The sequence below is a fragment of the Pseudomonas sp. Kh14 genome, assembly GCF_900291005.1.
Classification (GTDB): Bacteria; Pseudomonadota; Gammaproteobacteria; order Pseudomonadales; family Pseudomonadaceae; genus Aquipseudomonas; species Aquipseudomonas alloputida.
In genome coordinates this window covers 1-12,704 of the sequence record NZ_OLKJ01000018.1, presented here as the reverse complement: position 1 = coordinate 12,704, position 12,704 = coordinate 1, and the positions used below count along the sequence as shown (strand labels likewise).

The 12,704-nt window shown below is 63.0% G+C and carries 14 protein-coding genes; 5 read left to right on the top strand and 9 right to left on the bottom strand.

Features of this window, described 5'->3' with window-relative positions:
- The first annotated feature begins 425 nt into the window (after positions 1–425).
- On the top strand, positions 426–1,226 hold the full coding sequence (locus FQ668_RS08485) for a cytochrome c (protein WP_144179994.1): 801 nt from the start codon (positions 426–428) through the stop codon (positions 1,224–1,226).
- A gap of 45 nt (positions 1,227–1,271) precedes the next feature.
- Here the strand turns inward: FQ668_RS08485 and FQ668_RS08480 are convergent, their stop codons facing one another.
- From FQ668_RS08480 to FQ668_RS08465, 4 genes are all read right to left on the bottom strand, one after another.
- Positions 1,272–1,604: a ribonuclease E inhibitor RraB gene (locus FQ668_RS08480; protein ID WP_003252824.1), complete on the bottom strand. Its 333-nt coding sequence runs from the start codon at positions 1,602–1,604 to the stop codon at positions 1,272–1,274.
- Positions 1,605–1,781: 177 nt separating this feature from the next.
- Positions 1,782–2,018, bottom strand: a complete 237-nt coding sequence (locus tag FQ668_RS08475) for a hypothetical protein (RefSeq protein WP_003252823.1) — start codon at positions 2,016–2,018, stop codon at positions 1,782–1,784.
- Between the two features lie 205 nt (positions 2,019–2,223).
- Positions 2,224–4,281: an LTA synthase family protein gene (locus tag FQ668_RS08470; RefSeq protein WP_134698040.1), complete on the bottom strand. Its 2,058-nt coding sequence runs from the start codon at positions 4,279–4,281 to the stop codon at positions 2,224–2,226.
- Positions 4,282–4,420: 139 nt separating this feature from the next.
- Positions 4,421–4,612: a PLDc N-terminal domain-containing protein gene (locus FQ668_RS08465; RefSeq protein ID WP_003252818.1), complete on the bottom strand. Its 192-nt coding sequence runs from the start codon at positions 4,610–4,612 to the stop codon at positions 4,421–4,423.
- 126 nt (positions 4,613–4,738) lie between these two features.
- On the opposite strand from FQ668_RS08465, the gene FQ668_RS08460 reads away from it, so the two are divergent.
- Positions 4,739–5,677, top strand: coding sequence for a ZIP family metal transporter (locus FQ668_RS08460; RefSeq protein WP_019437678.1), 939 nt, complete (start codon positions 4,739–4,741; stop codon positions 5,675–5,677).
- Between the two features lie 135 nt (positions 5,678–5,812).
- Here the strand turns inward: FQ668_RS08460 and FQ668_RS08450 are convergent, their stop codons facing one another.
- The gene (locus FQ668_RS08450; protein ID WP_134698042.1) at positions 5,813–6,343 is read right to left on the bottom strand and encodes a hypothetical protein; all 531 of its coding nucleotides are present in this window, start codon (positions 6,341–6,343) and stop codon (positions 5,813–5,815) included.
- Positions 6,344–6,403: 60 nt separating this feature from the next.
- Positions 6,404–6,928: an ankyrin repeat domain-containing protein gene (locus tag FQ668_RS08445; RefSeq protein WP_144179991.1), complete on the bottom strand. Its 525-nt coding sequence runs from the start codon at positions 6,926–6,928 to the stop codon at positions 6,404–6,406.
- Positions 6,929–7,194: 266 nt separating this feature from the next.
- Here FQ668_RS08445 and FQ668_RS08435 point away from each other — a divergent pair, with 266 nt between their 5' ends.
- The gene (locus FQ668_RS08435) at positions 7,195–7,467 is read left to right on the top strand and encodes a DUF3509 domain-containing protein (RefSeq protein WP_003252809.1); all 273 of its coding nucleotides are present in this window, start codon (positions 7,195–7,197) and stop codon (positions 7,465–7,467) included.
- 123 nt (positions 7,468–7,590) lie between these two features.
- Here FQ668_RS08435 and FQ668_RS08430 read toward each other — a convergent pair whose 3' ends face one another.
- From FQ668_RS08430 to aroC, 3 genes are all read right to left on the bottom strand, one after another.
- A complete protein-coding gene (locus tag FQ668_RS08430; RefSeq protein ID WP_014591975.1) occupies positions 7,591–8,127 on the bottom strand; it encodes an oxidase in 537 nt (178 codons plus the stop codon).
- Complete coding sequence (locus FQ668_RS08425) at positions 8,127–9,281, bottom strand: MFS transporter (protein WP_004577081.1); 1,155 nt, start codon at positions 9,279–9,281, stop codon at positions 8,127–8,129. Before FQ668_RS08425 ends, FQ668_RS08430 begins: the two co-directional genes overlap by 1 nt.
- 141 nt (positions 9,282–9,422) lie before the next feature.
- On the bottom strand, positions 9,423–10,514 hold the full coding sequence (aroC, locus tag FQ668_RS08420; protein WP_003252803.1) for a chorismate synthase: 1,092 nt from the start codon (positions 10,512–10,514) through the stop codon (positions 9,423–9,425).
- Positions 10,515–10,749: 235 nt separating this feature from the next.
- Here aroC and FQ668_RS08415 point away from each other — a divergent pair, with 235 nt between their 5' ends.
- A complete protein-coding gene (locus tag FQ668_RS08415; protein WP_070384193.1) occupies positions 10,750–11,712 on the top strand; it encodes an alpha/beta hydrolase in 963 nt (320 codons plus the stop codon).
- A gap of 65 nt (positions 11,713–11,777) precedes the next feature.
- Positions 11,778–12,560 (top strand): hypothetical protein, encoded by a 783-nt coding sequence (locus FQ668_RS08410; protein WP_014591977.1) that lies wholly within the window; start codon positions 11,778–11,780, stop codon positions 12,558–12,560.
- The last annotated feature ends 144 nt before the right edge of the window (positions 12,561–12,704 follow it).

Here is a 12,704-nt window from a genome sequence, read left to right as displayed (position 1 = left end):
CGGCGCCTGCCGGGTACTTGCGCCACTGTCTAGATAGAGCGTGCCAGCTAGATAGCACTTAGCCTCATAGCCAGAGGAATGGTTTTAGTGAACGGTTAGAACAAAGGGTTCTCAAATATGGATAACGCACACCCTACTGTTGAAGGTATATCCACTTTCAAGAGGCAAGCAGTCCGGCGCCATGCAACGCCGCTGCGATCGACCCGAAGCGCGACAAGGAAGCCAACGGGTATTCAGGAATAACAACAAGAAGGCGGTCCGCCATGTTCAGACAATCGAAAATTCGCCAAGCTGGGCTCATTTTATTTGCCACCACGTTGCTGTTGATCTTGCCGAACCTGACACGTTTGTTTGGCTGACTGCGGCGGTGGCGCCAACGGGCAACGCACAGGTAACCTGCTGGCCTTGATGGTCGGAGATTGCCTATGCGCCACTGCCTTGCCCTGCTAGCGTTGGTCCTGAGCCTGCCATTGTCGGCGGCGCAACTGCACCTTGAACTGGGCTCTACAACGCGCCAGTGGAGCAGCGCCGAACTGCTTGGCCACCCTGAGGCCCAGGACATCAGTATCGAGCAGGACGTATCCTACAAACGCCCCATGCACTATCGGGCGGTGCCGCTGGCCACGCTGCTGGAAGGGGTGAGCGCCCGCGATCACCTGCAGGCCGTGGCGCTGGATGGCTTTGCCGCCGAAATGCCCGCTGCGCAATTGCTGCAGCCAGGTCCAGCACGGGCCTGGTTGGCCGTGGAAGACCCAGGCAAGCCGTGGCCGCCACTGGGTCAAGGCAAGCCAAGTGCCGGGCCGTTCTACCTGGTATGGACTGCGCCGCAGGCCAGCGGGATCCGCCCTGAACAGTGGCCATTCCAGATCGCCACCCTTCGCAAGCTGGCCCCGGTGGATCAGCGGTTTCCTGCGCTGCTACCCGACCCGATGCTGCCAACCGACAGCCCGGTGCGTCAGGGCTTTGCCCTGTTCCAGCAGAATTGCCTGGTATGTCACCGGTTGAACGGTGCGGGAGATGGGCAGGTGGGGCCGGACTTGAATGTGCCGTATAACCCGACCGAGTATTTTCAGCCGGTTTATTTACGCAAGTTGATACGCGACCCGCAAAGCCTGCGGCGGTGGCCGCAGGCGAAGATGCCGGGGTTTGCCGAAAGTGTGTTGAGTGAACAGGAATTGGATGCGCTGCTGGCCTATTTGGGGCACATGGCAGCGCGTAAGCCTTGAGGGCCTCTTCGCGGGTTAACCCGCGAAGGGGCCAACACAAAACTGTCAGGCCGTGAGCCGCTCGTGCTTGACGCCCCACCCTTCCACCTCCCCCCCATACGGTGTCACCAACTGCTCGAAGGCCTCTTCAAAGTCGCCAATCCCGCCATGGGTGGCGTACATGACCTTGCTCAGTTCCAGGTGCCAGGCACCGTCGCCCAGCTCCTTCACCTGGGCATTGAGCGATTCCCCGCGAAACTGCCCGGCTGCACGACGGGCCCCTGCTTCGTCCGGGAATACGGCATAGAACTCGATAGGGTGGATCTGGGTGAAGTCGAAACCGCCTGCTTTCATCTGGCGCAGGACGTTGCTGCTGATATCGTCGTTCTGGCTGCTCATGAATCGTCCTCCTGAATAAAGCAATGGATAGACTTTCCGTGCACTACGCACCTGCCGGCAACGGCCGGGCAGTTCGAGCTGATGCAAGACGCGAATTATTGAGGCGGCGCCAACCCACAGAACAGGTAGGCCCTCCACCAGCGTAGCGCCTGCCAAGGCACCACGCAAACGTGTGGTTCAGGGTACTTCGTGAATGCTGGTGATGGTCACACCGCTATGCTCTTTGAGCCAGCGTGCGGTCGGGGAGATGATACGGTCCTGGAAGTCGTTGAGGTCCAGCTCGTCCATCACCGGAAACAGGTGTGAGCGGATGGCCCGCGCAACGTCTTCCTCGCTGGGGCAATGCTCGGCATGCAACAGCAATGTGGACGGTTCGCCCTTCTGGTCGGCAAAAATGACTTCCCACTCTTTCATTGAACGGACCCTCTCAGTCAACGAACACCAGGTGTGTGATGCCTGAATAACTGACCTTGGGGCGGGGATAATGTTCAGTCCGGGAAAATTGTGCGGGGCCCATTCGCAGGCTTGCCCGCGCCCACAGGGCCAGCACGAGGTTCGAACCCTGTGCAAGCCTGTGGAAGCGGGCAAGCCCGTGAATGGGCCGCAACGCGGCCCCGGTTTACTTCGGTGTGCCGTGCACTACGCCAGCGGTGTTATCCAGCAGGCTCTTGGTCGCCGTCTGGATATACGCTTCCAGCTTCTTGAGCATTTCCGGCTGGTCCGGGCTTTCGATCAGTTCGGCCTTGAACTCGCTGCCCAACTGGTAGCGGTACATCCGCGGGCTCATGTCCTTGGACTCGATCAGGATACGGTCACCCTGCACCAGCCCGACAATCTGCTCGCTGCCCGACGGCTTGATCATGCCCACGCCTTGGTCACCCTCGGGCAGGTTGAGCAGGTCACGCCCCCAGCACTGGTGGCGAGCCTTGCCACCCAGGCGGCCCATGATGGTCGGCACGATGTCGACCTGGGTACCCACGGTGTGGTTCACCGCACCGAATTTCTCCTGAATGCCCGGGGCAATCAGCAGCAGCGGCACGTTGAAGCGGCCCAGGTCCAGCTCGGTAACCTGCTGGTGGTTGCCAAAGCCATGGTCACCGACGATGACGAACAGGGTGTCCTTGAAGTAAGGCTCCTTACGCGCCTTCTCGAAGAACTGGCCCAGCGCCCAGTCCGAATAACGCATGGCGGTCAGGTGCTCGTCCAGACGGCCCTGGCCGGTAACCTTCTCTACCGGCAAGTCCTTCGGCAGGGCATACGGCGTGTGGTTGGACAGCGTCTGCAGCAGCGCGTAGATCGGCTTCTTGCCATCGTGCTTGGCCAGCTCTTCGTTGCCGCGGTCGAACATGTCCTGGTCGGATACACCCCAGGTCGGGTCGGAGAACACCGGGTTGACGAAGTCATTACGACCGATGAAGGTGGTCATCCCCTGGTTGCCGAAGAACCCGGACTGGTTGTCCCAGGCAAAGTCGCCGTTGTAGACGTACACGTCGTCGTAGTCACGGGCGCTGAGCAGGGCCGGCAGGCCCGACAGCTTATGGCCGCCTTCCGGGGTCTGCATCAGGTATTCGAAACCTGGCAGGTTGGGGAAGCAGGCCATGGTGGCGAACATGCCCTGGTGGGTATGGGTGCCGTTGGAGAAGAAGCGGTCGAACAGCAGGCCTTCTTTGGCCAGCTTGTCGAAGTACGGGGTGATGTTGTTGGGGCTGCCCAGCGCACCTACCGAGTGGCCGGCGAAGCTTTCCATCAGGATCACCACCACGTTCTTGATCGGCAGGGTACGGTCAGCTGGCGGCACAAAGTCGCGGCGGATGGCGGCTTCGTCGGCGTCGACCAGTGTATCGTGGGCGGTCAGCAGTTGCTCACGCACACTTTGCGTGGCCACGTCCTGCTGCAGGACTGGCTTCCAGATGTTGGCACGGTCCTCGCCAAAGCGGCTCTTGGCGGCGTCGATCAGGGTCAGGGTGCCGTTCAGGCCCAGCTGGTTGACGAAGTTGGAGTCAGTGGTAAAGGCATCACCCCAGCGCATCGGTGGGCCCTGGCGCAGGGTGCCACGGGCAGCGGCCACGGCCACCAGCAAGATCACCATGAATACCGCCAGGCGCTTGTACCACGGGGCAACGCGGTGCAGGCCTTCGGCGCGGGTAGCGCGATCGATACCTTTGAACAGCAGGCTCAGCAGCCAGGTACCGAAGGCCCAGGCCAGCAGGTAGCGGACCACCGGGAAACCGTACCAGAGCATGCTCATGACGGTTTTCGGGTCTTCCTTGATGTACTGGAACACCAGGCCGTTGAGGCGCTGGTGGAACTCGCGGTAGAAGTCCATTTCCATCAGGCCGAGGAACATCACCACGCTCGAAGCGAGGGTCAGCCAGAAACGGAACACGCCACGCCGGGCCATGGCCCAGGGGCTGAGCATGGCCAGCAGCAGTGGGATGCTGATGTACACCACCACCCGCAGGTCGAAGCGCAAGCCGTTGAGGAAGCCTTCGGCGACCGTCGAATAAGGGGTATCGCCGACCATGTCGTTGTTGTAGGCCAGCAGCGCCAGGCGCACCAGGCTGAGCATCAGCATGATCACCAGGCCACTGAGCAGCGTGTAGGCCAGGTGGGATTTCAGGGTCGGCGAAAATGACGTTCGCGCGCCCTGTTGCTTCAAGGCGTCGGAGTTAGCCATGAATGGGAAGGTCCTAGGATTGCGGTTTGCGAAGAGGCGATGGCGCTAGGCCAACGCAGCATTATGCGGGTGCGGATTCTCTTTAAACCAATGTGAAAATTTTGTCACGGCCCCATTACTGGCTATGTCAGTACCGCGCCTAGAGCCGCACATTTCCCCGCGGCCCGGCAATCGCCCAGATCACCAGCCCCACCACCGGCAGCAAGGCGATCAACAAGATCCACAACACCTTGATGCCCACCTCGCTGCCACTCTTGATCACGTTGAGAATGGCCCAGATATCCAGCGCCAGAATGATCAGCCCGACCAGGCTGTTGAAGGTAGATCCCATATCTGAATTCCTGTCCAGAGGCTTTGCTGCACAGCATAGTCAGCTATCGCGCCAATAGAAGGGAATCCTTGGCGGATGTCGCAGGTCCCTCGGTAGACTGACTGCATTCACTGATTCGAGGTTCGCATGCCGCCCACCCACAGCCAAAGCGCCGCCCCATCTTCACTGCTGCAGGCCTGGCGCCAGCAGGTTACCGATACTCCCTGGCTCAGCGCCGGCCTTGGGCTGAGCCTGCTGGCGGTGTGCGTGCTGCTGGCCGCCAGCCTCTGGAACGCGGTGAACGGCGACCATGCCGACAACCTGCACCTGGCCATGCTGGGCGGGTTGTCCGGCTTTGGCGCCACCGCACTGGGCGCCGTGCTGGCGGTAGTACTGCGCGATGTCAACGCGCGTACCCAGGATGTGATGCTGGGCTTTGCTGCCGGCATGATGCTGGCCGCCAGCTCGTTTTCGCTGATTCTGCCGGGCCTGGAGGCTGCCCGCGAGATCACGGGCAACGGCCCGGCCGCTGCGTTTACCGTGGTGCTGGGCATGAGCCTGGGTGTGCTGCTGATGCTGGGCCTGGACCGCTTCACCCCGCATGAACACGAAAGCACCGGCCCGTGCGGGCCCGAAGCCGAGCGCATCAGCCGGGTGTGGCTGTTCGTGCTGGCGATCACCCTGCACAACCTGCCTGAAGGCATGGCGATTGGCGTGAGCTTTGCCAATGGTGACATGAACATCGGCCTACCGCTGACCAGTGCCATCGCCATCCAGGACATCCCCGAGGGGCTGGCCGTGGCACTGGCCTTGCGCGCCACCGGGCTTTCTAACCTGAAGGCCGCGTTGGTGGCGATAGGGTCGGGCCTGATGGAGCCGCTAGGGGCGGTGATCGGGCTGGGTATTTCTACCGGCTTTGCCCTCGCCTACCCGATCAGCATGGGGCTGGCGGCGGGGGCGATGATCTTTGTGGTCAGCCACGAGGTGATCCCCGAAACCCACCGCAACGGGCACCAGACAGCGGCGACCTTGGGGTTGATGGGCGGGTTTGCGGTGATGATGTTTCTCGATACCGCGCTGGGCTGAGGCTGAACACCGGCCTGGTGTCGCGAAAGGGCCGCGAAGCGGCCCCGGCATTATTTGCATCGACGCTGAAATCCCGGGGCTGCTGTGCAGCCCTTTCGCGACACAAGGCCGCTCCCACAGGGACTGCGCCAGGCTTTAGATGTGGACGGCGACTTTCAGGGCTTCCAGCGCCGGTTCGACCTTGATGCCCAGCGCTGCCCCCAGCTCCATTACCCGTGCCAGGTCCTGCTGCCCCACCATGACCATCTGCAGCTCGTCATCGAGCAACTGGCTGAAGTTGAGCAGCACATAACCACCCGCCTCCTTGTTCAGCGCGCCCATCTGTACCTGGATACGGTTGAGCGCGGTCAGTGGCTCGGTACGGGCCAGTTGCTTGGGCTTGAGGGTAAACGGCACGCTGTTGTCGAACGAGTCGCTGATCTGCTGGAACAGCTCCAGATAGCTGTCGGCCTGGAACACCACGGTATCCGGCAGGCTGCCCAGCACCACCCATTCGCCCAAAGGAATCGGGAAAGTGTCGTCGTAGTTGATGTCGGGGTTGGCGGCCAGAAAGGCGACAGGGTCGGCGTAGGCTTGGGCGGCCTCGTCGGCGATACGCTCGATGTCTGCCTCACGCATGCAGCCGGCGCCAATGAGGCTGATGAATTCGAGCAACTGAGTTTTCATGAAAGGGGGCCTGCGACGGGTGAAAAGTCGCCAAGGATAGCCGCAAATGCCCCCCGGCGGTTAGCCGGCCAGCGCTTGCAAGCGCGCGGCGGTGTCTGCTGCGCCCATGGTTTGCGCCGCCATCAGGGCAGTGATGCCGCGGGCATCCTGGTGCGCCGGGTTGGCCCCTTGTGCCAGCAGGTAGTCGAGGATTTCGCTGCGATTGAACATGGCCGCCAACATCAGCGCGGTGCGACCGTCCTGCGCGGCGGCATCCACCGGCACGCCATGCTCCACCAGCAGGCGAATCATCGCCAGGTCCCCTTTGAACGCAGCACCGGCAATCGGCAGCTGGCCGTTGTCGTTGGCAATCAGCGGATCGGCACCTTGCGCCAGCAGCACCCGCACCGCCTCGTGGTGGCCGTGGTAGCTGGCCAGCATCAGCAAGGTATCGCCCTTGTGATTACGCAGGTTGGCCGGCAGGCCGCTGGCAAGCAGGCGCCAGAGCATGTCGGCGTCGCCCTGACGGGCACGTTCGAACACCTGCTCGGCGAACGCAGCGGTTTCGTCGTCGGTCATTGTGGCAGGTGCGGCTTGGCTGGACATAGGGAACCTCCTGGCATAATTGATGGCCCAAGTGTTCGTCAGGCATGCCATTGCGGTCAAAGGTTCAGATTCTATAAGGCCGATAGGCAAACCCTGACCCGTGCAAAATGCACTGTGCAAAATGCACGACCGTGCAGCCTGCACGATGCCGCTTCTGCAAATTCACCGTAACTGACTGTTTTTACTAGATTTTTTGCCAACCAGGATTCTGGCACGGTCACTGCAACCATCAACTCATGTCTGCCACACACCAGCCAGGAGTTGATATGGACCTCATCCAGCAAAAGTTCGCATCGGTATTTTCGGCCTATCAGGTGAATACCAAAGCCCGGCCCGATGGCGGTGTACTGCTTACCCTGCGCGCAGCGGATGGCAAGGTTACCCGCCGGGTGCTGACCTATGGGCAATTGCACAGTGCCGAACAGCTGTCCTGGGCGATCAGTGCCATCCGTCGTGATCTGGCTGAAGAGGCCAGTGAGTTGCCGGTCATCTCGATGCTGCAGAGCCAGCAGCGGTTTGCCTTGCCGACGTACCGCTGAGGGGTGTATTGCCTGAACTGGCCTCTTCGCGGGTAAACCCGCTCCTACATTGACTGCGCGATGCCTAAGGGCGGCGCAACCAATGTAGGAGCGGGTTCACCCGCGAAGAGGCCGGCAATGCCATTACAACTCGTCGATCCCCAGAAACGCCCGCGCCGTCACATCCCCGGTAAACCGCGCCTGCATGCCCTGCTCGCTGCCATACAAGCGCAACGCCAGGCAAAACGGTGTATCACCCAACTCAACCCAACGCCGCGTCCCGGCCGGCACCAGCAGCTGGTCACCCTTCTCGCACAGCACCGAATACACCCAGTCCCCCAGCCGCAGGCCAACCTGCGCCCGCCCGCTGACCACGGCGAACAGCTCGTCGGCATCATGCACATGCTCATCACGCACATCGACCTGGGCCGGGTCTTCACCGTCGCGGTTGAGCAGCGCGAAGGCCTTGCTGCCATGCGCCGTCATCAACTCATCCAGGTACACGCGGCAAACATCCAGCACCTCGTCCTGGGCCGTGCCCGGGCGCACCCGCAGGCCAGGGTCGGCATGCACAAAGCGCACGCCCTGCTCGGCCAACGTAGCGGCGATGTCGTCGTGGTGAGTCAGCACCTTGTTCGGCAGTGCCGGGCTGGCGGGGTGGAAAACGCTGAGAATGCTCATCAGGGGCGGGTCCTGGTCGGTTGCGAACAAAGGGCAATGATAACGGCTGCGGCCAAGGCTGCGGCACTGGCCATACCAAAGGTGAAGGTGGGGCCCAGCAGCTTCCAGCTGTAGCCTGAGTACAGCGCCCCCAGCGCACCGCCGGTCCCCGACAGCGCTGCGTAAAGCGCCTGGCCCTGGCCCTGCTGGCGAGCGCCGAAGCTGGCCTGGACGAAGGCGATGCTGGCGGCGTGGAAGCAGCCGAAGGTGGCCGCGTGCAGCAGCTGGGCGAAGATCAGTACTGCCGGCTCCTGCGCCAGGTTACCTAGCAGCAGCCAGCGCAATGCCGCCAGCAGGAAGCTGACCAACAACACGCGCTGCACGCTGAAACGGGCGAACAGGCGGCTCATGACCATGAACATCAGCACCTCGGCCACCACCCCAAGCGCCCATAGAAGGCCGATGGCACCGCGCGTATAGCCCAAGTGCTCCAGGTGCAGGGTAAGGAAGGTGTAATAGGGCCCGTGACTGAGCTGCATCAAGGCCACGCACGCGTAGAACGCGATCACCCCCGGGGCACGCAACTGCTGCAGAAAGCCCCCCGTGCCGCTGCGCCCACCCTGCTCCACCGGCTGGGCATTGGGCACCCACAGGCTGGCGGCGACGATACCGGCCATGATCGTGACCAGCGCCACCGGGTAGATGTCCAGGCTCAACCATTCGAACAAGCGGCCCAGGCCAACCACGGTGAGGATGAAACCGATCGAACCCCACAGACGTACCTGGCTGTAGCGCGACGTCTGCCCGTGCAGGTGGGCCAGGGTGATGACCTCGAATTGCGGCAGCACCGCATGCCAGAAGAACGCGTGCAGGGCCATCACCAGCGCCAGCCAGGCGTAGCTTTTGCCGAAGAAGATCAGGGCGAAGGTGGCCAGGGTGCACAACGCGCCAAGGCGGACGATCAACAGCCGCTGGCCCGTGCGATCGCCCAGCCAGCCCCACAGGTTGGGGGCGACGCAGCGCATCAGCATGGGGATGGCCACCAGCTCGCCGATGCGCGCCGGGGAAAAGCCCAGGTGGTCGAAGTACAGCGCCAGGAAAGGTGCGGTGGAGCCCAGCAGGGCGAAGTAGAACAGGTAGAAGCTGGACAGGCGCCAGTAGGGGATGGGTTGCATGGGGTGGCCTTGTGGGGACCTGGGCCGGCCTCTTCGCGGGTGAACCCGCGCCTACGCGGATCCACCCTGTCACTGCACCTGAGGGCAGTGATATCCCAATGTAGGAGCGGGTTTACCCGCGAAGAGGCCGGTGCAGTTGGATCAGCGCTGGCCCAGCACCGGGGTATTCACTTGCACATCGGCATTCTGCGCACGGTGGCGCAGCAGGTGGTCCATCAACGCGATGGCCATCATCGCCTCGGCAATCGGCGTGGCACGGATGCCCACGCACGGGTCGTGGCGGCCTTTGGTGATGACGTCCACCGGGTTGCCATCGACATCGATCGAGCGGCCCGGGGTGGTGATGCTGGAAGTGGGCTTCAGTGCCAGGTGGGCAACGATCGGCTGGCCCGAGGAAATACCGCCCAGAATGCCGCCCGCGTTATTGCTGAGGAAGCCTTCCGGGGTCAGCTCGTCCCGGTGCTCGGTGCCGCGCTGGGCCACACTGGCGAAGCCGGCGCCGATTTCCACGCCCTTGACCGCATTGATGCTCATCAGCGCATGGGCCAGCTCTGCATCCAGGCGGTCGAAGATCGGTTCGCCCAGCCCGGGCATCACGCCTTCTGCGACCACGGTGATTTTTGCGCCCACCGAATCCTGGTCTCGGCGCAGCTGGTCCATGTAGGCTTCCAGCTCAGGTACTTTGTCCGGATCGGGGCTGAAGAAGGCGTTCTGCTCCACCGACTCCCAGGTTTTGAACGGGATTTCGATCGGGCCCAGCTGGCTCATGTAGCCACGCACGGTGATGCCCTGGGTGGCCAGGAACTTCTTGGCGATAGCGCCGGCGGCCACGCGCATGGCGGTTTCACGGGCAGAGCTGCGGCCGCCGCCGCGGTAGTCGCGGATACCGTACTTGTGGTGGTAGGTATAGTCGGCGTGGGCCGGGCGGAACAGGTCCTTGATGGCCGAGTAGTCCTTGGACTTCTGGTCGGTGTTGCGGATCAGCAGGCCGATCGAGCAACCGGTGGTGCGGCCTTCGAACACGCCGGAAAGGATTTCCACCTCGTCGGCTTCCTGGCGCTGGGTGGTGTGCCGGCTGGTGCCGGGCTTGCGCCGGTCAAGGTCGTGCTGCAGGTCGGCGAGGGAAATTTCCAGGCCCGGAGGGCATCCATCGACAATGGCGACCAACGCCGGGCCATGGCTCTCGCCAGCGGTGGTGACAGTGAACAGCTTGCCGTAGGTATTGCCGGACATGGACGCTCCGCGAAATCTGCCAGAAATGGGTGAAAGCGGCAGTATACAGATGCTTTGATCGCCTGTGCGGGCCTCTTCGCGGGCATGCCCGCTCCCACAGGATCACCACAGATCCGAATGCTGTGAAATACCTGTGGGAGCGGGCGTGCCCGCGAAAGGGCCGAACCTGCCATTCGCTTCCCAGAACCTTCCCGCCAACAGTGGGTCAAACCCACATCTCCCCATGTAGTACCGCATGATGTCGCGCCTCGTCGCCTTGCTCTTCCTGCTGTGCACTGGCCTGGCCCAGGCCGCCGCCCCCACTGTACTGCAACGCCCGATCGACCTGGACACCGGCCAGGGCGTGCTGCACGGCAGCCTGCTGCTGCCGCAACAGGCCACCCCGCCGCCAGTGGTGCTGATCATCGCCGGTTCCGGCCCCACCGACCGTGACGGCAACAACCCGGCGTCGGGCCGGGTCGACAACCTCAAGCGCCTGGCCCTGCTGCTGGCCAACGAACACATTGCCAGCGTGCGTTACGACAAACGCGGGGTGGCCGCCAGCCAGCCGGCCACGCCTGACGAGCGTGACCTCAGCGTGGAGCGCTACGTGGCCGATGTGGTCGCCTGGAGCCACAAGCTCAAAGCCGACCCGCGCTTCGGCCCGCTGATCCTGATTGGCCACAGCGAAGGCGCACTGATTGCCAGCCTGGCCGCCGAGCAGGCTGGCGCCAGCGCAGTCATCACCCTGGCCGGCAGCGGCCGGCCGTTGGCCGAGGTGCTGCACGAACAACTGGCCCAGCGCCTGCCGCCCGCGCAACTGGCCAGTGGCAGCGCCCTGCTCGACCGCCTGCAGGCCGGGCAGACCAGCCTGGATGTGCCAGCGCCGCTGCGCCAGGTGTTTCGCCCCAGCGTGCAGCCGTACCTGATTTCGCTGTTCCAGCAAAACCCGGCAGCAGCCTTTGCCCGCCTGCCCATGCCCGCGCTGATCGTGCAGGGGCGCAACGACGTGCAGGTGGACGTGGCCGACGCCCAACGGCTGAAAGCGGCCAAGCCAGATGCACAACTGGTCCTGATCGATGGCATGAACCACATGCTGCGCATCAGCCCCAAGGGCATGAGCCAGCAGCGCGACAGCTACCTCAACCCCGAGCTGCCGCTGGCGCGCGAGCTGGGCGAGCGAATTGTGACGTTCATCCAGCATTTGCCTTCGGCGTAAGTCAAACAGGCTCAGGTCTCAGCCATGCCTGCCGATACAGCAGGCATAGCTGAGGACAAGCCCTGATGACCACCTCCCCCACCGCCGTCGAGCCGGCCGAAGAACCCCAGGAAATCCCCGCCCTGCCCTGGGCCGAGCTGACCGCCGAGCATTTCCAGCTGCTGCGCCTGGCAGCACTGCCGACCGACCGCAGCACCGGTGCACGGCCGCTGCGTTTTGTGCAGTTCGGCTATGCCGAGCGCCATGACAAGGCACACAGCCTGCTGCGCATGGAAATCCAGTTGCCTGGGCAGAAAGTGCACAAAGAGCAGAACCGCCTGGACATCCGCGTCGACCATGCCGAGCGCCTGGTGCGTATTGGCAATGAACATGGCCTGCAACTGGAACCGGTAAACCGTGGCATCGGCCGTTTCATGCTGGCCCAGGCCGCACAGTGGTTGCAGCGCAAGTGGTCGCACTACCGGGTGGAAGGCATGGCGCTGCCGAGCAAGGACGCCCTGAACGAGGACTCACGCCTTCGCCGTGACCAGTGCTTGCGCGGGGTGGGTATCGAGGTGCAGTACGAGGACAGCCAGCACCTGAAGGGCCGCACCGCGGATATGACGGTGGGCCAGCTCAAGGCCGCCTGGAGCAGCGAGCGCCTGCAGCGGGTAGAGATTCTGGATGCCGCCAACCTGCTGCAGCAGGCCGACCAGCAACTGCAGGAAAAGGAAGGGCAACTGCGCGAGCGGGATGAGCGCGTGGCCAAATACCAGCGCGAAGACGGCGGATTGCGTTTCACCATTACCTGCCTGGTGGCGTTTACCGTGTTCCAGGCAGGGCTGTTGATCTGGATTGCAACCCGCTAAGACCGCATCAGCCGGTGGAGATTGGGGCCGCTTCGCGGCCCATCGCGACACAAGGCCGCTCCCACAAGGTGGACTGCCCCCAAGAAGTTGGACACTAATCCAACCCTTGGGGGATCTATGGGTAAGTACACCGAGCAATTCAAT

Excerpts from the sequence above, each read along its gene's own strand:
- FQ668_RS08460 (WP_019437678.1), top strand. The coding sequence starts at position 4,739 with ATGCCGCCCACCCACAGCCAAAGCGCCGCCCCATCTTCACTGCTGCAG.
- FQ668_RS08470 (WP_134698040.1), bottom strand. The coding sequence starts at position 4,281 with ATGGCTAACTCCGACGCCTTGAAGCAACAGGGCGCGCGAACGTCATTT.
- FQ668_RS08415 (WP_070384193.1), top strand. The coding sequence starts at position 10,750 with ATGATGTCGCGCCTCGTCGCCTTGCTCTTCCTGCTGTGCACTGGCCTG.
- FQ668_RS08480 (WP_003252824.1), bottom strand. The coding sequence starts at position 1,604 with ATGAGCAGCCAGAACGACGATATCAGCAGCAACGTCCTGCGCCAGATG.
- FQ668_RS08425 (WP_004577081.1), bottom strand. The coding sequence starts at position 9,281 with ATGCAACCCATCCCCTACTGGCGCCTGTCCAGCTTCTACCTGTTCTAC.
- FQ668_RS08410 (WP_014591977.1), top strand. The coding sequence starts at position 11,778 with ATGACCACCTCCCCCACCGCCGTCGAGCCGGCCGAAGAACCCCAGGAA.
- FQ668_RS08485 (WP_144179994.1), top strand. The coding sequence starts at position 426 with ATGCGCCACTGCCTTGCCCTGCTAGCGTTGGTCCTGAGCCTGCCATTG.
- FQ668_RS08465 (WP_003252818.1), bottom strand. The coding sequence starts at position 4,612 with ATGGGATCTACCTTCAACAGCCTGGTCGGGCTGATCATTCTGGCGCTG.
- FQ668_RS08450 (WP_134698042.1), bottom strand. The coding sequence starts at position 6,343 with ATGAAAACTCAGTTGCTCGAATTCATCAGCCTCATTGGCGCCGGCTGC.
- FQ668_RS08475 (WP_003252823.1), bottom strand. The coding sequence starts at position 2,018 with ATGAAAGAGTGGGAAGTCATTTTTGCCGACCAGAAGGGCGAACCGTCC.
- FQ668_RS08435 (WP_003252809.1), top strand. The coding sequence starts at position 7,195 with ATGGACCTCATCCAGCAAAAGTTCGCATCGGTATTTTCGGCCTATCAG.
- FQ668_RS08430 (WP_014591975.1), bottom strand. The coding sequence starts at position 8,127 with ATGAGCATTCTCAGCGTTTTCCACCCCGCCAGCCCGGCACTGCCGAAC.
- aroC (WP_003252803.1), bottom strand. The coding sequence starts at position 10,514 with ATGTCCGGCAATACCTACGGCAAGCTGTTCACTGTCACCACCGCTGGC.
- FQ668_RS08445 (WP_144179991.1), bottom strand. The coding sequence starts at position 6,928 with ATGTCCAGCCAAGCCGCACCTGCCACAATGACCGACGACGAAACCGCT.